This window comes from Streptomyces sp. 796.1, assembly GCF_047525675.1.
In the GTDB taxonomy this organism is placed as follows: Bacteria; Actinomycetota; Actinomycetes; order Streptomycetales; family Streptomycetaceae; genus Streptomyces.
Genome location: NZ_JBLIWA010000012.1, coordinates 1 through 19,989 on the forward strand (window position 1 = coordinate 1; position 19,989 = coordinate 19,989).

At 75.0% G+C, this 19,989-nt stretch carries 14 protein-coding genes; 5 read left to right on the forward strand and 9 right to left on the reverse strand.

Features of this window, described 5'->3' with window-relative positions; translation table 11 throughout:
* The 5 genes from egtC to ACMA1D_RS10315 form a co-directional block, all read right to left on the reverse strand.
* A partial coding sequence (gene egtC / locus ACMA1D_RS10295; RefSeq protein ID WP_414723571.1) for an ergothioneine biosynthesis protein EgtC occupies window positions 1–877 on the reverse strand: 877 nt, incomplete at its 3' end.
* Between the two features lie 64 nt (window positions 878–941).
* A complete protein-coding gene (egtB, locus tag ACMA1D_RS10300; protein ID WP_414723572.1) occupies window positions 942–2,369 on the reverse strand; it encodes an ergothioneine biosynthesis protein EgtB in 1,428 nt (475 codons plus the stop codon).
* Complete coding sequence (gene egtA / locus ACMA1D_RS10305; protein ID WP_414723573.1) at window positions 2,366–3,652, reverse strand: ergothioneine biosynthesis glutamate--cysteine ligase EgtA; 1,287 nt, start codon at window positions 3,650–3,652, stop codon at window positions 2,366–2,368. Before egtA ends, egtB begins: the two co-directional genes overlap by 4 nt.
* Window positions 3,653–4,279: 627 nt before the next feature.
* Window positions 4,280–5,035, reverse strand: a complete 756-nt coding sequence (locus ACMA1D_RS10310; protein WP_414723574.1) for a DUF4239 domain-containing protein — start codon at window positions 5,033–5,035, stop codon at window positions 4,280–4,282.
* Window positions 5,036–6,985: 1,950 nt separating this feature from the next.
* Window positions 6,986–8,632, reverse strand: coding sequence for an acyl-CoA dehydrogenase family protein (locus ACMA1D_RS10315; protein ID WP_414723575.1), 1,647 nt, complete (start codon window positions 8,630–8,632; stop codon window positions 6,986–6,988).
* Between the two features lie 156 nt (window positions 8,633–8,788).
* Between ACMA1D_RS10315 and ACMA1D_RS10320 the strand changes: the two genes are divergently transcribed.
* From ACMA1D_RS10320 to ACMA1D_RS10335, 4 genes are all read left to right on the forward strand, one after another.
* Window positions 8,789–9,628 carry a PaaX family transcriptional regulator C-terminal domain-containing protein gene (locus ACMA1D_RS10320; protein WP_414723576.1) on the forward strand — a complete coding sequence of 280 codons (840 nt, stop codon included), beginning with the start codon at window positions 8,789–8,791 and terminating at the stop codon, window positions 9,626–9,628.
* Between the two features lie 276 nt (window positions 9,629–9,904).
* Window positions 9,905–11,740: a hypothetical protein gene (locus ACMA1D_RS10325; protein ID WP_414723577.1), complete on the forward strand. Its 1,836-nt coding sequence runs from the start codon at window positions 9,905–9,907 to the stop codon at window positions 11,738–11,740.
* A gap of 144 nt (window positions 11,741–11,884) precedes the next feature.
* Entirely contained in the window at window positions 11,885–12,679 is a 795-nt protein-coding gene (locus ACMA1D_RS10330; protein WP_414723578.1) for a hypothetical protein, read from the forward strand.
* Window positions 12,660–15,158, forward strand: coding sequence for an Hsp70 family protein (locus tag ACMA1D_RS10335; protein WP_414723579.1), 2,499 nt, complete (start codon window positions 12,660–12,662; stop codon window positions 15,156–15,158). The genes ACMA1D_RS10330 and ACMA1D_RS10335 overlap by 20 nt, the downstream gene beginning before the upstream one ends.
* Before the next feature lie 39 nt (window positions 15,159–15,197).
* Here the strand turns inward: ACMA1D_RS10335 and ACMA1D_RS10340 are convergent, their stop codons facing one another.
* From ACMA1D_RS10340 to ACMA1D_RS10350, 3 genes are all read right to left on the reverse strand, one after another.
* Window positions 15,198–15,668, reverse strand: a complete 471-nt coding sequence (locus ACMA1D_RS10340) for a DUF3574 domain-containing protein (RefSeq protein WP_414723580.1) — start codon at window positions 15,666–15,668, stop codon at window positions 15,198–15,200.
* 204 nt (window positions 15,669–15,872) lie between these two features.
* A complete protein-coding gene (locus tag ACMA1D_RS10345) occupies window positions 15,873–16,988 on the reverse strand; it encodes a GDSL-type esterase/lipase family protein (RefSeq protein ID WP_414723581.1) in 1,116 nt (371 codons plus the stop codon).
* Window positions 16,985–17,545: a DUF1697 domain-containing protein gene (locus tag ACMA1D_RS10350; protein WP_414723582.1), complete on the reverse strand. Its 561-nt coding sequence runs from the start codon at window positions 17,543–17,545 to the stop codon at window positions 16,985–16,987. Before ACMA1D_RS10350 ends, ACMA1D_RS10345 begins: the two co-directional genes overlap by 4 nt.
* A 191-nt stretch (window positions 17,546–17,736) precedes the next feature.
* Between ACMA1D_RS10350 and ACMA1D_RS10355 the strand changes: the two genes are divergently transcribed.
* Window positions 17,737–18,258, forward strand: coding sequence for an AAA family ATPase (locus ACMA1D_RS10355; RefSeq protein ID WP_414723583.1), 522 nt, complete (start codon window positions 17,737–17,739; stop codon window positions 18,256–18,258).
* A 124-nt stretch (window positions 18,259–18,382) separates the two neighbouring features.
* Here the strand turns inward: ACMA1D_RS10355 and ACMA1D_RS10360 are convergent, their stop codons facing one another.
* Window positions 18,383–19,714, reverse strand: a complete 1,332-nt coding sequence (locus ACMA1D_RS10360) for a transglycosylase family protein (protein WP_414723584.1) — start codon at window positions 19,712–19,714, stop codon at window positions 18,383–18,385.
* Between the last annotated feature and the right edge of the window lie 275 nt (window positions 19,715–19,989).

Consider the following 19,989-nt stretch of genomic DNA (forward strand, 5'->3'; position numbering starts at 1 on the left):
CTGGCGGCCCGGCCCCCGGCGGCGCTGCGGGTGCGGGTCGACCGGGCCCGGCCGGGATGTGGCCCGCTGCGCCGCCACCGGCGATCGGCGTGAGGTGGACACCGGTGCGGCCCGCGGTGACCAGGGTCAGGTCGGGGACCTCGACCCACCCCGGATCATCGTCGTACGGCTCGGAGGCCACCACCACCGAGCCGGCCGCGGCAGGACCGGGCCCCGTGCCGACCTCCGCCGCCCGGGCCCCGGTGCCGGGGCCCGGCGTGCTGCGGCACCACAGCGAGTCGCCCCAGGCGGTGGCGGCGATCGTGGTGCCGTCGGTGAGCAGCAGGTTCAGCCGGGAGCCCGGCGCCGCGTCGGCCACGGCGCGGACCGTCTCGGCCAGTGCCCGGCCGAGCGGGGCGCCCCCGCGCAGCCGGTGCAGCACCAGCGCCCAGACGAACGCGGCGTCGCACCGCGCCTCAAGCTCCAACAGGGCCTGCGGCGGCAGGCCGGCCGCCAGCGCGGCGACCGAGCCCGGCCAGCCCCGCACCGAGCCGTTGTGGCTGAAGAGCCAGGGGCCGCTGGCGAACGGCGCTGCTGCGGCCTCCCCGTCCGCACCCGGCTCGGTGGCGTCCCGCACCGCCCCGAGCAGCGCGCCGGTGCGTACCACCCGGGCCAGGTCGGCGAAGGACGGGTCGGCCCAGATGGGCACGGACCTGCGGTAGCGGGCCGGCACCGGGTCGTCGGCCGCGTACCAGCCGACGCCGAACCCGTCCGCGTTGACCGTGCCGTGCCGCTGCCGGCGCGGCTCCCAGGACTGCCGCAGCAGGCCGTGGGCCGGCCTGGTCAGCAGGGCGCCCAGGGGCACGTCGGCGCCGAGGTAGGCCAGGTGGCGGCACATCAGCGGCCCCCTTCCCGGGCCCGGCGGCGCCGGGCCCGCACGCTCGCGGTGCGTCCTGCCCCGCTCATCGCCGGTCCCCTTGCCGGTCGGGTCGCTGTTCCCGTCGCTGTTCCGGGGGTACGTCGCAGGCGGTGCGGAAGCCGGCGAAGATCTGCCGGCGCACCGGCAGGTCCCAGTTGCGGAAGGTGCCCCGGCAGGCCACCGGGTCCACGGCGAAGGAACCACCGCGCAGCACCTTGTGCGCGGCGCCGAAGAACACCTGCGAGTACTCCCGGTAGGGGAAGGCCACGAAGCCCGGGTAGGGCAGGAAGTCGCTGGCCGTCCACTCCCACACGTCGCCGATCAACTGTCGCACGCCCAGCGCCGACGCGCCCCGCGGATAGCTGCCCACCGGCGCCGGCGACAAGTGCCGCTGACCCAGGTTGGCGTGGTCCGCGGTGGGGTCGGCGTCGCCCCACGGGTAGCGGCGCGAGCGGCCGGTGGCCGGGTCGAGCCGGGCGGCCACCTCCCACTCCGCCTCGGTCGGCAGCCGCCGCCCCGCCCACCGGGCGTACGCGTCCGCCTCGTACCAGCTCACGTGCACCACCGGCTGGTCCAGCGGCACCGGCTCGCGGACGCCGAACCTGCGCCGTAGCCACTGGCCGCCCTCGCGGTGCCAGAACAGCGGCGCTTCCAGCCCGTGCTCGCGGACCATCGCCAGGCCCTGCGGATGCCACCAGCGCGGCTCCGCGTACCCGCCGTCCTCGATGAAGCGCACGAAGGCGCCGTTGCTCACCGGCACCGTGTCGATGCGGAACGCGGCGACCTCCCTGCGGTGCGCCGGGCGCTCGTTGTCCAGCGCCCAGGGCTCGGTGGAGGTGCCCATCGTGAACTCCCCGCCGGGCACCAGCACGTCCGCCGGGAGTGCGGCGGCGTCCGCCGGGGCCGGCGGTGGGTCGGCGGCGGTCAGCGCCACCGGGCCGCGCCGCAACTGGTGGGTGATGAGCATGGTCTCGTCGTGCTGCTGCTCGTGCTGGGCGATCATGCCGAAGGCGAAGGCCGCGTCCAGCAGCGGCCCGCCGTGCAGCGGTGTGCGCTCCAGTACGTCCAGGACGCGGCCCCGGACGTCGGCCGCGTAGCCGCGCGCCTCGGCGGGCGGCAGCAGCGGCAGCGAGGGGCGTTCGGCCCGCGGGTGCTCGAAGGCGTCGTAGACCGAGTCGATCTCGGGCCGCAGCGGGGTGCGGCCGGCCACCGTCCGTAGCAGCCACTGTTCTTCCTGGTTGCCGATGTGGGCCAGGTCCCACACCAGTGGGGACATCAGGGGCGAGTGCTGGGCGGTGAGCTCCGCGTCGTCCACGGAGCCGGTCAGCAGCGCGGTGCGGTCCCGCGCGGTGGTCAGCGCGTCCAGGGCGCGCGCCCTGAGCTGCTCCGGGTCGGTGCCCGCGGTGGCGCCGGGCGCGGTGTCGGGCCCGGTGTCGGCGGCGGGGCCGGTGCCCTGTCCGGTGCTGGTCATGGGCGGTCGTCCTTCCCGGATAGGGAGTCGAGCACGTCGTCGGCGGGACATCGACCCCGCGCGACGTAGCGGTCGTCGAAGGCCGCGACGGCGGCGGCGACCGTCGGCGGTGCGCCGAGCCGGGGCAGCGCCTCCTGTGCGGCGGCGAAACAGGCCACGGCAGCCGTGTGCAACTCCGGGTCTCCAAGGCCCTGTTGGGCCGCCCGCTCCCACAGCGGGTTGCGCGGCGCAGGCGCGGCGCCAGCCATGTCGGCCAGCGGTTTGACCGCGCGGTACGCGGCCTCCGCCGCCTGCGGGTCGTCGAACAGCGCGGCCGTCACCGCCAGCGGCACCACCCAGCCGTCCGTCCCCGGCTGTGCGTCGATCATGCGCAGCTCCAGGTGCCCGCGCGGGCGGACCGGGGGGAAGAGCGTGGAGATGTGGTAGGTGACGTCGTCCAGGCTCGGCGGTCGCGGGTGGCCCCGGCGGACCCAGTCGCGCAGGCTGAGCTCGTCGTCGGGCACCTGCCACGGCCCGCTGCCGCCGTCCTCGTCCCGTACGCACATCACGGGCGCCGCCAGCACGTACCGCGTCCAGTCGGCCCGCGGGTCCCGCCCGCCCGCGGGGGCCTGGGTGCGGCCCGGGTCGATCGCCGCCCAGGCGGCCTGCCGGGTGGAGCGCCAGCCGGTGGGCCGGCCCTGGTCCAGCGGGGAGTTGGCGAACGCGGCCACCAGCACCGCGCCCAACAGGTGTGCCAGCCGCCAGCGCCGCCCGTACCCGAGCGGGCCTGGTTCCTCGTGCCCGGCGTCCACGCAGACCTGTACGGACGCTGACCGGCACATCATGGTGCGGCCCGCGGGCCCCCAGCGGTCCAGGTACTGCTCCATCGCGCAGTAGCGGGCCTGGGTGAGGAGGCGGCGGGGTGGGCGCCAGGGGTCGTGGCCGTGGCCTGCGAGGCCGAGCCCGAGGGGCGCCAGGAACGCTCTGACCGCCGCGAGGTCCTGGGTCATCTCCTGGATGCAGGAGGTGAGCGAGGAGGCGGGGCGGGAGCTGAGTTCGAGCTGACCGCCCGGTTCGAAGGTCAGGGCGGACCGGAGCGGAAGGGCCCGTAGGCCGTCGGTCGCTGAGCTCCACCGCGACGGTTGGACCAGACGCAGGGGGTCGTGCAGGTCGTGCACCAGCCATTCCAGTTCGACACCCAGTCGACTGGGCGGGCCGGTCTTGAAACAGATGCCGTGGACCAGGGCTTCCACCTCGGCTTCGGTGACCGTCTGTGCCCTGGACGGCCGTAGTTGTTCGGGCATGGCATGGCCTCCCGTCCGCCGGACCGAAGGGTCCGGCTCGGTGTGGGGGCTTATCGCCCCCACACCACCTAAAGCCACCCGGGGCACGCACTCAAGGGGGCGACTGCCACTTCCCGATCCGGGACGCGGGCCCTCCAGGTCATCGTACGGTCGCGGCCACGAAACCTCTCGCGACGGCCGGCGTTCGGACGCCGCGGGCCCCTGTGCGCAATGTGCCCTACGTCCCGCTGCGCCCGGCGCGCGCGGGGTGCACGAAGGGGCGCGAAGTGTACTGCGCGCCTGGCTTGAATCGGGTACGCCGGGGCCGGTGGCGGGTCGGCTACCAGCGGATTCGGCGGGCCTGCCGGGGCGGAGAGCGCCGATCCGCTGGTCACGGTGTGTGACGGGTGATGGTGGGGGTGGGCGCGGTCAGGCCGGGGCTCGGGCGCGGCCGGGTGCCCCGCCGAGAAGTGCGCCGCCGCCCCGACCAGGCCCGGGGCGTGCGGCTGCCCGGTGCCGGTCGGGGCGGCGGTCGGTGACGGATCGGTGCGGAGCGTCGTAGGGCCGGAGTGACACCGCGCCGGAGGGTTGGGGGTCGGGGGCCGGGAACGGCTCAGGGCGAGAACGGGGCGGAACGGGGGTGGTGGGTCAGAGTGAGAAGAGGTCGGTGAAGGGGCCCGCCGCATCGCCCGCCGACCGGCCGAAGGGCGCGTCGAAGTCCCAGACCAGGAAGAGCAGGAACGCGATGAGCGCGCTGAACAGCCCGGAAAGCAGCAACTCGCGCTGCGAGCGCCGGATTTGCAGGGTGAAGACCAGGCCGACGGTGACCAACGCCCCGCCGACGAGCCCGAACCACACCACGCCCGGCATCGTGTCGCCCGCGCTCTGACCACGGGCGCCGCGGGCGTCGTCGACGACGGCGATCTGGTCGGCCAACGGCTGGTACGTCTGCGCCATCCGCTCGTCGCGCGGGGTGACCTCAAGGACGTGGTGGCGCAGCGTCTGGAGCAACGTGTCCCCGCGCTCGGTGAGCTCCCCCGTATCGATCATGTGTGGGAACTCCTCGTCCACCACGTAGCGGACGTACGCCTGGACGTCCGCCCTGATCCGCTCCTGCTCCGCCGCGGGGTACACGTGCACGCGCTCGCTCACCTCGTGCAGCGCCTGCGCCTCGGTGCGCACCGTGTCCTGGGCAGCGCCCTTGGCCTCCCAGACGCCGGCGATGGCGAGGCCGAGGACGATCGCGTACACCACGCCGATCATCATCGTCATGTACTCGATGACGTCCGGCGTTTCGGACGGGTCGTCGTCTTCACTGATGCGGCGTTGGTTGAGGAAGACGATGATCAGCACCACGGTGCAGGCGGCGGCCATCGCAAGGGCCAGCACCAACCATTCGGACATGGGTTCCTCCGGACGTGAACTGGAACTGTGGGGTGGGCGCCCCGGGGCGGGTGGCGTGCGCTCCGCTGCGGTCGCGGGCCGGCTCGCTGCGGTGGCTCGGCGGGGCGGGCGCTCGGCCCACCCCGCCTCCACGGCTCAGCGGCTTCGGCCTCGACCGCGACCCGCGGACCGGCCGCGCAGGGCGGCGGCGGCCAGCACCGCGGGCGCGGTCAGGAGCAAGGTGAGGGTCACCGTGGACAGCCCGCCAGGTGGCTGATGCCGGGCCGAGCGGTGGTACGCGCGGGGCTCGAAGCCCTGCGGCGCGGGGCGGGGCGTGTCCTTCGGGCCCGGCCGCGGCGGCTCACTCGCCTCCGGTACGGGCCTGGCCCGCGGGGGTACGGGGCGGGCCGGTGCGGGTGGGGCCGGTGCGACCGGCGTGGGGGCGGCAGACGTCGGAGCGGGCGGCGGCGCCACCACGGCGGGCGGCGTCGGGGAGGGCGGCGCGGGCGCGGTGGTCTCCGGAGGCGCCGGGGTGGGCCGGGGCGGCGTCGGGCGTGGGGTGGTGGGGGTTGGCGTGGGGGTGGGCGTCGGTGTGGGCGTGGGGGTGGGTGAGGGGGTCGGCGTGGGGGTTGGAGTGGGCGTCGGTGTCGGAGTCGGGGTGGGCGTCGGAGTCGGAGTGGGTGTGGGGGTGGGAGTAGGCGTCGGTGTGGGTGTGGGGCAGGGGGGCTTGGGGTGGTGGTGGCAGTGGCCGTGCTGGATGACCAGGGTGATCCCGCCGGCCGTGATGACGATGCACAGCCTGCCCCGCCCCGCGTGCAGCGACAGGGACAGGTCGTCGACGTCGAGTTCCAGATCGAGGCCGGTGTGGTGGCGCCCGGGGCCGGGCGCGGTGGGCGTCTGGGTGTTCCCGTGTCCGGTGCGCGTGTCCCCGTGCCCGGTAGGGGTGGGCGCGGGGCTCGGCCTCGACGTCGGACGCGGTGCCGCGGGCGGGGTGCGTACCGCGGCTGCGGACGGCGTGCGCGCGCCGACGGCAGATGGCTGGGGGGACGGCGCCGCGGGCGGGGGAGTGGGCGGCGGGGCGGAGGGCCCGGGCGCCGGGCGTTGCCGTCCCGCGGGGTGCCCCGCGGGGGTCGTCCGCCGTGCCGGAGTGGTGCGTGGGAGCGGCGTCGGGCGGTCGGGTGCGGCCGTGGCCCGGCTGTCCTCGCGCGTACCGCCGGTGGCTGTTGCCGATGGGGCCGGTAAGGGTGACAGGGACGGGGCCGGCCGCACCGGCGACGTCGCCCGGGCCGGCGCGGGGCGGTGCGCGGCCGGCGGGTTGGGCGCGGCGTGTCCGCGGGGCACGGGGGCCGGCGCCGGGTGGGCCCGCCCGGGCGGCGGGGCCGCCGGCCGGGGCGGCAGCGGCATGGCGCCGGGGGCCGGCCCGATGGACGGCAGGCGTGGCGGATACGCTCCAGGCGGCGCCGCGGACCCCGACGACTGATGGGCGGCCGGCCGCAGCGCCGGCAACACACCCGCGGCGAACGACCGTTCGTCGGTGTTCGCACCAGAGACGGCCGCCGCCTCGGACGAAGCGAGGACGACGGCCGCGACGCTGATCCCCAAGCGGGTTACCCAGTGCCTTTGATTCACGCGATCATGCTGCGTGAGCTGTCCAGGGGACACACCAGAGTGTGAAGGAATTCGCTCGATGTGCTGAAACTTATGCGTGCATGGTTTGCGGGTCTCGTGGGCAATGGGTGAGTCGACAGTTCGCTGAACGGACCGTTCCGCGTGCACACATGCCCCGGGCGTCCCTGCCGTCCCCGCCGGCGCCGGAGCCCGCCCGCCGGGTCGTCACCCGGTGGTGCGTCCCGGAGCCCGAACCGCCCGGAGGTGCGCCGGAGCGGGGCGAACGGCCCGGCCACGGGCGGGCGATGGACGGGAGCCCGGCGGCCCGGGTCACGCCGGCCGGCCGTCGCGGTGTGCCGCCGGCTAACGGATCTCCTTCGGCAGCGACTGCTCGATGACGGCCCGCGTGTCCGTGCCGGGAGGCAGCGTGCCGAACGCGTGGCCCCAGTCGCCGCCGAGCCGCGAGGCACAGAAGGCGTCCGCGACCGCCGGGTGGCCGTACCGCACCAGCAGCGAACCCTGGAGCACCAGCGTCATCTGCTCGGCCAGCCGCCGGGCCAGCAGTTGGGCCCGCACCGGATCGGTGAGCTCGCCGACCGCCTTCCGGACCCGCGCCACGGCCGCGTCCAGCCGGGCGTCGGCCCCGGCCGCCGCCTCCACCTCGGCGAAGAAGGCCGCCACCGCGGCGGGCTCCTTCTGGAGCACGCGCAGCACGTCGAGCGCCGCCACGTTGCCCGACCCCTCCCAGATCGACAGGAGGGGTGCCTCGCGGTAGAGCCGGGGCATACCGGAGTCCTCGACGTAGCCGTTGCCGCCCAGGCACTCCAGTGCCTCCGCGAGATGGCTGCTGCCGCGCTTGCACACCCAGTACTTGCTGACCGCGAGGCCGAGCCGGCGCAGCGCCGCCTCCTCGGCGTCGCCGGCCTCGGCCCGGTCGAGCGCCGCGGCCAGCCGCAGGGCCACCGCCGTGGCCGCCTCCGACTCCACCGCGAGGTCGGCCAGCACGTGCCGCATCAGCGGCTGGTCGATCAACGCGGCGCCGAACGCCCGCCGGTGCGCCGCGTGGTGCACCGCCTGGCGCAGCCCCGCCCGCATGCCGGCCGCCGAGCCGATGACGCAGTCGAGGCGGGTCATGTTGACCATCTCCACGATGGTGCGCACCCCGCGCCCGACCTCGCCCACCACCCAGCCGACGGCCTGCTCGTACTCGATCTCGGCCGAGGCGTTGGAGTGGTTGCCCAGCTTGTTCTTCAGGCGTTGCAGCCGCAGCGCGTTGCGGGTGCCGTCGGGGAGCACCCGGGGCAGCAGGAAGCAGGTCAGCCCCTCGGGCGCCTGGGCCAGGGTGAGGAAGACGTCGCTCATCGGCGCTGAGGTGAACCACTTGTGGCCGGTCAGCACGTACGAGCCGTCGCCCGCCGGGGTGGCCGTCGTGGTGCCGGACCTGACGTCGGAGCCGCCCTGCTTCTCGGTCATCGACATGCCCGCGATCAGCCCGCGCTTGGTGAGCGGCGCCCGCAGCCCGAAGTCGTACGTGGAAGAGGTGAGCAACGGTCCGTATGCGGCGAGGAGTTCAGGGGCGGCGCGCAGGGCCGCCACCGATGCGTACGTCATGGAGATCGGACAGCCGTGACCCGCCTCGGCCTGCGCCCACAGATAGAACTTCGCGGCCCTGACCAGGTGGGCGGCCGGTCGCCGTTCCGCCCAGGCCGCCGCGTGCTGGCCGGATGCGACCGCCTCGGCCATCAGGTGGTGCCAGGCCGGATGGAACTCCACCTCGTCCACCCGGTGTCCGAACCGGTCGTGGGTGTGCAGCACCGGAGGGTGCTCCTCCGCCTGCCGCGCCCACTCCTGCACCTCGGCCGAACCCGCCCGGGCGCCGAGCTCCAGCACCTCGGCCTCGGCCCAACCGCCCCCGTCCCGCCGCAGCGCCGCCAGCAGGCCCGCCTCGTCGGCGGTGCTGAAATCCGTCAGCGGCGGGGCTTGGTTGAGGACTTCATGGGTGGGACTCACGGCGACCTCCAGGGATGCGACCACGGGTCTTACATTTCTATGATGCGTGATGCGGAAGCGTAATGCACGAGGATGGAGCGTAAATTCCGGCCGGATGCGCGGGCCCCGTACAGCGGTCGGCGGACCGGGCGGAGGGCCAAAGGAGGCGACGAGGGCATGGACCAGACGCAGCGCGCGGCGCGGCGGGCGGGCGGGACGGACCGGGCGGGCGGGCGCAGCGGACGCCGCCAGGCGGACCCGACGGCCCCTGCGATCCCGACGGCCCCGGCGGGCGCGCCGGTGCTGCGCCCGCTGACCGCGCGCTCCATCGTGCTCAGCACGCTGCTCGGCCACCATCCCGCCGAATTGCCGGCGCGCGCCCTGGTCCGGGCCGGGCAGGTCTTCGGCACCGCGGACGGCACCATCAGGGTCGCCCTCACCCGCATGGTGGCCGCCGGCGACCTGGAACAGCGCCACGGCAGCTACCGGCTGTCCGCCCGGTTGCTGGCCCGCCAGGCCCGCCAGGACGACAGCCGCGCGCCCGTGCTGCGGGAGTGGACCGGCGACTGGGAGATCGCCCTGGTCACCGGCGAACGGCGGACCGTGGCTGAGCGGGCCGCGCTGCGGCAGGCGATGGGCACCCTGCGGCTGGCCGAACTGCGCGAGGGGAGTTGGCTGCGCCCGGCCAACCTGGAACGCCCGCGCCCACCGGCCGCCGCCGAGCAGTGCGCATGGCTGACCGGCGTCCCCGACGACGACCCGGCCCGACTCGCCGCGCGCCTGTGGGACCTGGACGGCTGGGCGGCGCAGGCCAGATGGCTGCTGGCCGCGCTGACCGCGGCGGACACCCTGGCCGGCCGCTTCGAGGTGGCCGCCGCGATGGTGCGCCAACTGCTCGCCGACCCGGTGCTCCCCGCCCCGCTGCTCCCCGCGGACTGGCCGGGCGAGGAACTGCGGGCCGGCTACGGGGCGTTCGAGGCGGAGTTCCGCGCGGCGGTGTGGGGCGGCACGGGCTGAACCCACCCGCGCCGCGGAGCGGGGCGTGCCGTCGGTCGGCTGATGGTGGCCGGGGGTGGGCTACCGGCTGGCTGGTGGTGGCCTGGCCGGTCCGTGGCCGGCGGGGCACCGCGGTGCGCTGGCGGCGCGGCGCCCCGCCCCGACCGTCCCGGGATGCCCCGCCGCGCGGCGACCCCGCCCCCCAGCCCACCCGCGTCCCCGGGAGGGGTCCCGGGGACGCGCTGGCAGGGTGCCGCTACCCCGGTCGACCCGGCGCGGGGGAGCGAGGGGGGAAGCATGGTGCAGCAGGGGGCGCCCGACTGGCCCGACGGTGCGGTGGGCGCGGGCGGCACCCTCTACCGCGACAATGCGTTCCGCGTCGCCGCGCTGCCGGTCACCGCGACGCCACGCCAGGTCCGCCGGCGCGCCGAACGCCTGCGCGCCGCCGAAGCGCTGGGCACCGAAGAGCCGCTGGCCCCCGGCGTGCTGCCGCCCTCCCCGCCACCCGGCCACGTCGAGGTGCGAGAGGCGCTACGCCGTCTGGAGGACCCGCTGATACGGCTGAGCGACGAGTTCCTGTGGCTCTGGCCGCTGCCGGGCGACGACGAGCACCCGGAGGCGACGGAGACCGAGGCGGACCCGGACTCGGCGCCGGGCCGCTGGCGCACCCTGGCCGCCGGCCCGCCGGGTGCACCGGGCCGCTCGGCAGCCGTGCACAACCTGGCGGTGTTCAGCCACGCCAAGGCCGTGGAGCACACCCCCGCCGAGTACGCCCCACTGCTCACCGACCGCTGGGCCACGAGTTACGAGTACTGGGGCCAGACGCTGGCCGACGACGGCTGTTGGGACTGGCTCGACCAGCGGATACGCGTACTCGATGACCCCCGGCTGCGCGGGTGGAGCGGGCAGCGGCTGCGCCGGGCCCTGCCAGCCCTGCTGCTGGCCACACATGCCAGGGCGGTCGTGGCCTGGGCCGCCGAAGGCGCCGATCCGCACCGGCACATCGCCCTGATGCGCGAGTTCGACCCGGTGGACGGCGCCGATCCGGCGCTGCGCCGGGCCGTCGACCCGCTCGCCACCCGGGTTCGGCGCCGCTACGAGCGCGAGCGCGAGCGGACGGCCGACGAGCCGGCCGCCCACGACCTGGCCGCGGCGGCGCTGCTGACCGAGACCGACGACGACCTGCGCGTGCTGCGCGCCGTCCTCGGCCAGGGCCATCCGCTCAGCCAGGACTCGGCGGACGCGGTCGCCTCGGCCGTGCACCAGCACGCCGTACGGTGCGCCAACCAGTCGGCCGACGCCGAGCCGGCCGTGCGTGGGCCGCACCTGGACCACTCCATCGAACACCTGCGGCGCGCACGGAAGTTGGCGGCCAGCGGGCACGTCCGTACCCCCATCGACCGCGACCTCGCCGTACTGATCTCCAACGTCATCGGCCTGGCCTGCGAGGAGGCGGCCGACCGCGGCGAGCGGCACCCGAGCCGGGGCGCCAGCTACGCCCGCGCCCTGATCCGGGCCGCGGGCCCGCGGCTGCGCCTGCTGGACGAACTGCCCGGCGCCCCGGTCGAAGGGCTCGACCGCAGCGAACTCGCCGACAGCGTCGCCGCCGTCGCCTGCATCCTGCTGATGGGCTTCCAGCGCGCCACGGGCGAGCGCGAGGCGACCCGTGAGGGGCTGCGCGCCGCCCTGCCGTACGCGCGGACCCACCGCACCCGGGAGGCCATCGAACTGCAACTCGCCGCGCTCGACCGGGCCCGGCACGCCCCGCCCCGCCCGTACGGCGATGCCCCGGTGCACATTCCGGGGACGGTCGAGGGCATCAGGTGTTCCGTGTGCGATCAGCTCGTACCGGATGACCAGGTGGAGATCGTGTACCGGAGCGGCCAGTACGGGGGCGCCTTCCCCTGCTGCCCGGTCTGCCGGGTCCTGTACCCCGCCCAGACCAGCGCTCGGCCGGGCCGCACCCGGGAGGTCACGTTCGGGTGCGCCGGGTCCTGCGGTGGGTTGCTGATCTTCCTCGGCCTGGTGTGCTACGTCGTCGCATACCTGGTGCCCGACACGCGGAACATGTGGATCGGCATCGGCGTCGCCGTGCTGGCCTGCGGCTTCGCCCTGCGGCGCCGCGCGTGGTGACGCCCGGCGCCCCTGGTTCGGGCCCTGGCCCGACCGGCCCCACCGGTCCGACCGGCCCTGCCGTCCCGAGCGCCGCTGCCGGGCCGGGACCGGCGCCACCACTCTCCCGTACCCCCCGCACCCGACGTGAAAGAAGGGCCTTCGATGACGACCACCGGGCCGGTGATACCGCCCAAACCCACCCGCACCCCGTACCAGCCGGCCGCCCCCGCCGGTCAGCAGCGCCCAGCCGCACCGAACGCGCTGTCCCTCGACCCCGGCAGGATCACCGAACTCGCCGTATCCGTATGGCGGTTGGGGAAGAAGGTGGCCGCCGCCGACCAGGTGACACCGAGCGTACGTCGGCACGCCCAGGCGGTGATGGACGCGCTCGCCGAGGCGGGCGTGCAGACCAGTTCCTACGAGGGCGTCGCCTACGACCCGGGCCTGCGCCTGAAGGTGCTGGCCTACCAGCCGACGCCCGGCCTTGAGCGCGAGGTGATCACCGAGACCGTGCGGCCCGCCGTCTTCCTGCACGGGGAGGCCATCTCCCTCAGCGAGGTGATCGTGGGCACCCCGCCCGAACAGCCGCCACCGCCACCGAAGTCCCCGCCGAAGACTCCCGCCGAGTCCGTACCGAACACGCCGTCCACGACTGCCGGCGGCGTGCGGCACGCGGGGGCGGCCGATGGTGCGGCCGATGCCGATGCCGATGCCGATGCCGATGCCGATGCCGATGCCGATGCCGATGCCGACGCCAGCCCCAGCCCCAGCCCCAGCTCCGGCACCGAAGCACCTGACACCGAAACACCCGGCGGCGGGACACCCAGCGCCGAAACACCCAGCACCGAGACGTCCGACACCACATCACCCCATACCGACACACCCAGTACCGACACACCCAACACCGAAGCACCCCACACCGGAGAGGAGCCGACCCGTGCGCAGGACCACCGTTGACCTGGGGATCGACCTGGGCACGACCAACAGCGCGGTCGCCGTGCTGCGGGGCGTGCAGACCGAGGTGATCAAGAACAACGACGGGCAGGAGACCACACCCTCGGCGGTGGCCGTCGACCGCCGTCAGCGCCTGTGGGTGGGCCAGTCGGCGCGCGAGCGCAGCGAGCACGACCCGGAGAACACCTGCCTGGAGTTCAAACTGCGGATGGGAACGGTGGGCCAGGACAAGCGGTTCGCCGCGGCCGGCCGCACCATGTCGCCCGAGGCCCTGTCGGCCGAGGTGCTCAAGTCCCTGCGGGCGGACGCCACCGGGCGGCTGAACGAGGACGTCAGGGCCGCGGTGATCACCGTGCCGGCCGCGTTCGACCTCAGCGCCTGCGCGGCCACCGAGCGGGCCGCGGCCCTCGCCGGGCTCGAACACACCGTCCTGCTCCAGGAGCCGGCAGCCGCCGCCCACGCCTACGGCTTCCAGGCCACCGACGAGAACGCCACCTGGCTGGTCTACGACTTCGGCGGCGGGACGTTCGACGCCGCCGTGATCCGGCTGCGGGACGGCGAGTTCTCCGTCGTCGGCCACCGCGGGGACAACACGCTGGGCGGCAAACTCCTCGACTGGCGGATCGTGGAGGAACTCTTCATCCCGGCGGCGATCCGCCAGTCGCCCGGCCTGGCCGGACTTGAGCGGGGCAACCCGCGCTGGTTCGGCGCGATCGCCGCGCTCAAGTGGGCCGCGGAGGCGGCGAAGATCCGCCTCTCGCGGGCGGCGACGGTCACCGCCCTCGCCGACCTGCCCGACGACGCCCGCCGCAGCCACGAGTTCGAGTACGACCTGACCCGGGCCGACCTGGAACGGCTGGCCGAACCGTTCATCACCCGCTCGGTCAACCTGTGCCGCGCGGCGCTGGAGGAACTCCGCCTCGGCGCGGCCGACATCGACAAGGTGATCATGGTGGGCGGCCAGACGGCCATGCCCTACCTCCGCGACCGGGTCGCCGACCGTCAGCGCGGGCTCGGCGCGGCGCTCGACTTCACCCAGGACCCGATGACCGTGGTGGCCCGCGGGGCCGCGGTCTTCGCCGGTGCCCAGCCACTGCCGGCGGGCTGGGGCGCGGCCGTCCCCGAGCCCGGCACCTGCACGGTGCGGTGCGAGTACCCGCGGGTCGGCCCCGACCTGGACCCGGTCGTGGTGGCCCGGGTGACCACGCCCGACGACACACCGGCCGCCGGCTGGAGCGTGGAACTGGTCAACGAGGAGTCCGACCCGCCCTGGCGCAGCGGCCGGCTCACCCTCACCGACCAGGGCGCCTTCACGGCCACGCTACGGGCCGAACGCGGCCGGCAGAACACCTTCCACCTCCGGCTCACCGACCCCTCAGGCACCCGCCGGCCCACCTCACCCGACCTGCTCACGTACACCGTCGGCGCGGTGGAGGCCGAGCCGATGCTCACCCACGCGGTGGGCGTCGGGCTCGCCGACAACCAGGTGCGTCCGCTGGTCGAACGCGGCGCCAGGCTCCCGGTGCGCCGCACCACGACGCTGCGCACCACGCTCACCGTGCAGCGCGGCGAGGCCGGCGGGCTGATCCGCATCCCGGTCCTGGAGGGCGAGCAGCCGCGCGCCGACCGCAACCGCACCATCGGCCGCATCGAGGTGGGCGCGGCCGAGGTGGCCCGCACCGTGCCGGCCGGTAGCGAGGTGCATCTGACCATCGAGATCGACGCCTCCCGGCTGGTGCGGGTGAGCGCGTTCGTGCCGCTGCTCGACGAGACGTTCGAGACCACGGTCAGCCTGCTCAGTGAGCCAGTCCTGGACACCGTACGGCTGGCGGACGAGGTAGCCGCCGAGCGCGATCGGCTGGCCCAACTGCGGGACCGGCAGCGCGGCGTACGCAGCCCGGTGGTCGAGCTGCAACTCCAGCGCATCGTCGACGAGGCCATCGAAGAGGACCTGGCGCGGCTGCTGGCCGCCGCGCGGGCGGACGAGGGCGCCGCGGCGGACGCCGACAGCCGACTGCGCGACCTGCGGCTCGCCGCCGACGCGATCGAAGAGGAACTGTCCTGGCCGGAGCTGGTCGGCGAGGCCGAGTCGCTGGTCATCGCCGCCCGCGACCTCATCGCCGCGCACGGCAGCGCCAGCGACCGGAGCGAGCTGCCGGTGTTCGAGCAGGAGATCAACGATGCGATCGAGGCCCGGGAAGCGGGCCCGCTCCGGATGCGCTGCGACCGGCTGCGCGAACACCTGACGCGGGTACTGGACCGGGCGGGGGCGCTCCAACCCATGGTCTTCCACCAGTTGGTGCAGGAACGGGCGGCCATGCGACACCCGGCCCAGGCGGAGCGGCTGATCCGGGAGGGCGAAGCCGCTCGCGATCGGGGCGAACAGGAACGACTGCGCTCGATAAACCTGCAACTCGGCGACCTGCTCCCCGGCCCGCCCCCACCCATCGACCTCAGCAGCACCGTCGAATCCGCGGGGTGACCTGGCACGGTGACTGCGTGGGGTGGCCCCGCGGTGCGGCTAGAAGTCCACCCAGGCGTCGTCGTCCGCCCGGGCCACCGACTCCTGGGCGAACTCCCGCTCGTACGTGGCGCGGATGCGTTCGATGTCACCGTCCCGCACCCGCGCCTCCGACCGGGGGTAGAGCACGATCAGTTCGTACGAGCGCTCCCGCTCGATGGTGCCGTGCTGGTCGCGCCATTGGCCGCGCCCCTGTTGGACGGTGAGGCCCTGGGGGAAGCGCGGGGTGACGGCGCGGTCGACGAAGCCGTTGAACTGCCGATCGGTGACCGGCGGGCGGCCGTCGGCCCGCGCGGTGCCGAAGAACAGCCTGGTCTCCACGTACGCCGCGCCGCGGTGCGTAGGAGAGGACGGGGCCGTGGACGCGGCGGGGCCGTGGTCCCAGGTGGCGTAGGCGACCGGGGTGCCCACGGCGAGGGCGGCGGCCGTGGCCACTGCGGCGAGGGACAGGCGGGAGGTGAGGGCCGGCACGGGCGGAGTCCCTTCGCTGGGGGTCGGTGGAGCGCGCGTGGTCTGGTGCCCGCAGGCTCTGCCGGCGGCTCCAGGGCGCGTCCTGGCCCACCGTCCCCGGTGGGCGCGGGTCCCACACCCGTTTTCCCGAACATCCCCCACCCAGCACCTCCCCGGTCCGCACCCACCCGCGCCCCGGCCCCCTCGGTCTGGCGCGCGGGAGGCTCATCGCACCGCCGGCACGCACGCCTTGCGGCGGAGCAGACCGAGGAAGCGTCCCGCGAAGACCGGGTGGCCCGCCGGCGAGGGGTGGAGGCGGTCCAGGCCCTCGGGTTCGAGGAACAGCGGCAGACAACTGGGCCCGAACACTTCGGGCCCGTGCACGTAGTGCAGGTGCCGGTCGCCGTGGTCGCGCAGCAGATTGACCGCGTGCCGCACCCGCTCGCGGCTCTCCCGCACCGTCAGCCCCGAAGGCCCGGCCACCTCCTCCCGCTCGGGCGCGACGATGGTGGACATCACGGCGAACGGGGTCGTGGGATGGCCGTCGCGCACTGTCCGTACGAAGCCGACGAGCGCGGCGGTCAGCGACTCACCGCTGTGCGTCCCGAGGGTGTGCACGTTGATGCCGATGCACAGGGTGAGCAGATCGGCGGGCAGGTCCCGCATCAGGCGGGCGGTCATCGGCTGGAGGTAGCAGCCCGCACCGATCGCCAGCGAGGTCAGGTCCCAGCCGGCGCGCCGGGCGACCAGGGCCGACCAGGTCCGCGAGGGCGAATGGGCGCCCCGGCCCTGGGATATGGAGCTGCCGCAGTGCACCCAGCGCGGCCGGTCCCCGGGTGGGTCGGCAACCACCGCCGCGCCCGCCGAAAGCCGGAGCTCCCGCAGCCGGAACCGGTGGTAGTACGGCAGCCACAGCTCGACCAGCGGTGGCCGGACCGCCCCCGGCCGCTGAGGGTCCAGGGCCGGCGCCGCGGGCAGCGGGACCCGGAACTCCGCATCGCCACCGTGCGTCTCCAGGGCGACCGAGGCCACCCGCTGGTCCTCGCACAGCACATCCAGGCGGGCCTGCTCCGGCGGACCGTTCAGCCGTGGCGCGGGGTCGGCCTGATAGCGGCAGCCAAGCCATCGGCTGTCGGTCCGCAGGCTGACCCGGACGCCCGCGGGCATCGCCGCCCGCCCCGTGCCACCTTCGGGGAGGTACAGCGCCGCCTCCCGGTGCGGCAGCCGCCAGGGTGCGGTCCACCGCTCGCCGCGCTCCAGGGACACCGCGCCGCGATAGTGCAGCAGCGGATCGTCGTGGGCGAGCGAGCGGGCCGGCCCCGCCTGCCCGTCGCAGCTCACGGCGTGTCCGCCGCGGCCACCAGCGCGGCCAGCTTGCGCACCGTGTTCCAGTTGCGGGCCGTGCCGACGAGCCCGAGCCGCTTCTCCCAGAACTCCTGCCGCAGCTTGGAGCCGCGCACCCCGTCCGGGCAGTACACGTAGATCTCCTCCTGGCCGGGCCAGAACCGGTCGGGGGCGTACGCGGTCGGGTCGAGCCCGGCGAGCCGCTCGCCGTCCACCGGGCCGGACAGGAAGGTGACCAGCAGCCGCGACGGGTCGAAGTCAGGGTCGGCGAGCGGGCCGTGGGCGGCCACCCGGCGCAGGTCGGCCCCCTCCCGCACGAGCACGGGCACCTGGAGCGACAGCCGTTCGGCGATGGCCCGCTCCAACCCCTCGGCCACCGCAGCGGGCGTGCCCGGGCCGCGCTGCGGCGGCGCGAACACCGCATTGCCGCTCTGGAGGTGGGTCTGCACGGCCGTGCACCCGAGGCCGTCAAGCAACTCCCGCAGGGTGGCCATCGGAATCCGGTTGTGCCGACCCACATTGATGCCGCGCAACAGCGCCACGTATCTGGTCACCCGGCCACCGTAACCGCGACCACTGACAGTGACCGTCCGGCCGGGCCAGACCATGACGGATCACAGCAGACCGGATGGTAGGGGGCAAGTGGGGGCGAGACCGGACCAGATCGAGCCCGGCAGGGCGGACGACGCGGGGTCCGACCCCGGCCCCCACCCTGCCGAGGACCCCGGCACTACCCTCGGGTCCCATGATCGTATGGCTCAACGGCACCCACGGCGCGGGCAAGACGACGGCCAGCGCGCTCGTCCAACAGGCGATCCCGGGCTCCCGGGTGCTCGACGCCGAGAAGGTCGGCGAGACGCTGATGGACATCACCCCGAGTCTGCCCTGGACGGGCAACTTCCAGGTCTGGCCGCCGTGGCGGTCCCTGGTGGTCGAGACCGCCCGGCACGTGCTCGACTACGCGGGAGGCACGCTGGTGATGCCGATGACCGTACTGGTCGAGGAGTACTGGCGGGAGATCAGCGGTGGTCTGGCCGGCCACGGCATCCCGGTCCGGCACTTCGTGCTCCACGCCGACCAGGACACCCTGCGCCGGCGCATCATGGAGGACACCGAACTCGGACCGTCCGAGTTCCGCCTCCAATACCTGGAGCCCTACGCGGAGGCGGCGAGCGGCTGGCTGCACGAGGCGGCCGAGGTCGTCGACACCACCCACCTCACCCCCGCGCAGACCGCGGCCCGGATCGCCGCGGCCGTCACGGGCTGACCCGCCCGCAACGGACGACCTGCAAGGGACGACCTGCAACGGACGACGAGCCCGGAGCCGCGTGTCGCGCGGTCCCGGGCCCGTTCCGTACCTGGCCGTGTCGGGTGCTGTCGGCGCAGCGGACTCAGATGCTGACGCCGTGGGCGCGGAGGTAGGCCAACGGGTTGATGTCGGAGCCGTAGCCGGGGCCGGTACGGATCTCGAAGTGCAGGTGCGGACCGGTGCTGTTGCCGGTGGAGCCCGACCGGCCGATGCGCTGCCCGCCACTGACCGACTGCCCGTCGCGCACCACGATCTGCGACAGGTGCGCGTACTGGCTGTATCTGCCGTCCACGTGCCGGATGACGACCTGGTACCCGTACGCGTCGCCCCAGCCGGCGGAGACGACGGTGCCGGGCCCGACCGACCTGACCGAGGTGCCGATCGACACCGGGAAGTCGATGCCGGTGTGGTACCCGCTGGCCCAACTCGACCCCGGCTTGCCGTAGCTGGTGGTGACACCGACGCCGCTCACCGGCGTGGTGTACCCGCTGCTCGCCGGGGCCTGAGGCTTCCGAGACTGGTGCTGCGCCGGCTTGTGGGCCGGCTTCTGGACGGGCTTCGGCGCCTGCTTCTGCCGGGGCTTGCTGACCTGCTGTCGGTCCTCGTTCTGCGGTGCCTTGGGCCGCGGCTGCGCCGGGCGCTCGGGCGCCTTCGGTTGGACCCTCGGCCGCTTCTTGTGCGGTGTCGCGGCGCGCGGACGCTCGGTGTGCGGCGGCGCGGCGGACGGCGTGCCGCCGCGGAGCGACAGCCGCTGGCCCGGGACGATCAGGTCGGGGTCGTCCCCGATGGTCTGCCGGTTGGTCTGGTAGAGGCCCTGCCAGCCGCCGCGCACCTCGTGCTCGTCGGCGATGGCCGAGAGGGTGTCGCCACCGACCACCAGGTACGGGCCGGCCTTGGTGCCGCGGCCGGGCAGCGTGGTGGGCGTCGCATCGGAGCGGTGGCCCGACTTGGCGGCCGTCGTGCCGGTGCCCTGCGCCGATGGCCGGGCGGACTGCTGCTGCGGCGCGGGCGCGGTCTTGGTCTGCGGCGCCGCGCTGGCGCGCGACAACTGGCCCGCGCCCGAGCAGTTGGGCCACGCCTGCGGCCCCTGCACGGCGAGCACCTTCTCGGCGACGGCTATCTGCTGCTCCCGGGTGGCCAGGTCGGCACGGGCCGCGTAGACCGTGCCGCCGAACTCCTTCCAGGTGCTCTGTGTGAACTGGAGCCCGCCGTAGAAGCCGTTGCCCGTGTTGATGTCCCAGTTGTTGGTGCTCTCACATCGGGCGACCTTGTCCCAGGCGTCCTGGGAGGCGGCGTCCGCACCCGTCGCTGCGACGAGGGGGAGGGCCATGCCGGCACCGCTCGCGGTGACGGTGAGCGAGGCACGGGAGACCCGGCTCGGCTGGTAGCGGCGGTGGCGACCACGTAAGGACATAGCGCGTTCCTCTCGCTGCACCCACGTACGGGTGTTCGGCGCGCCACAGCGTAGGGCCGGCGCGGAGCCGCTACAAGGGGGCATGGCCCGGCCGATCCGGTGCGCCGCGCGCCGCGGCGGACACCTCATGGGGCGCCGCGCGCCGCCACGCTGGGCGCACGGCCCGACAGCGCGCGCCGCCCCGGGCAGCCGGCGCTGGGAGCGGAGGGGCGGGCCGCGCGCCGGACGAGGGAGCGGGCCGGCCCAACCAACACGGGGTGGGGGGGGGGGGGGGG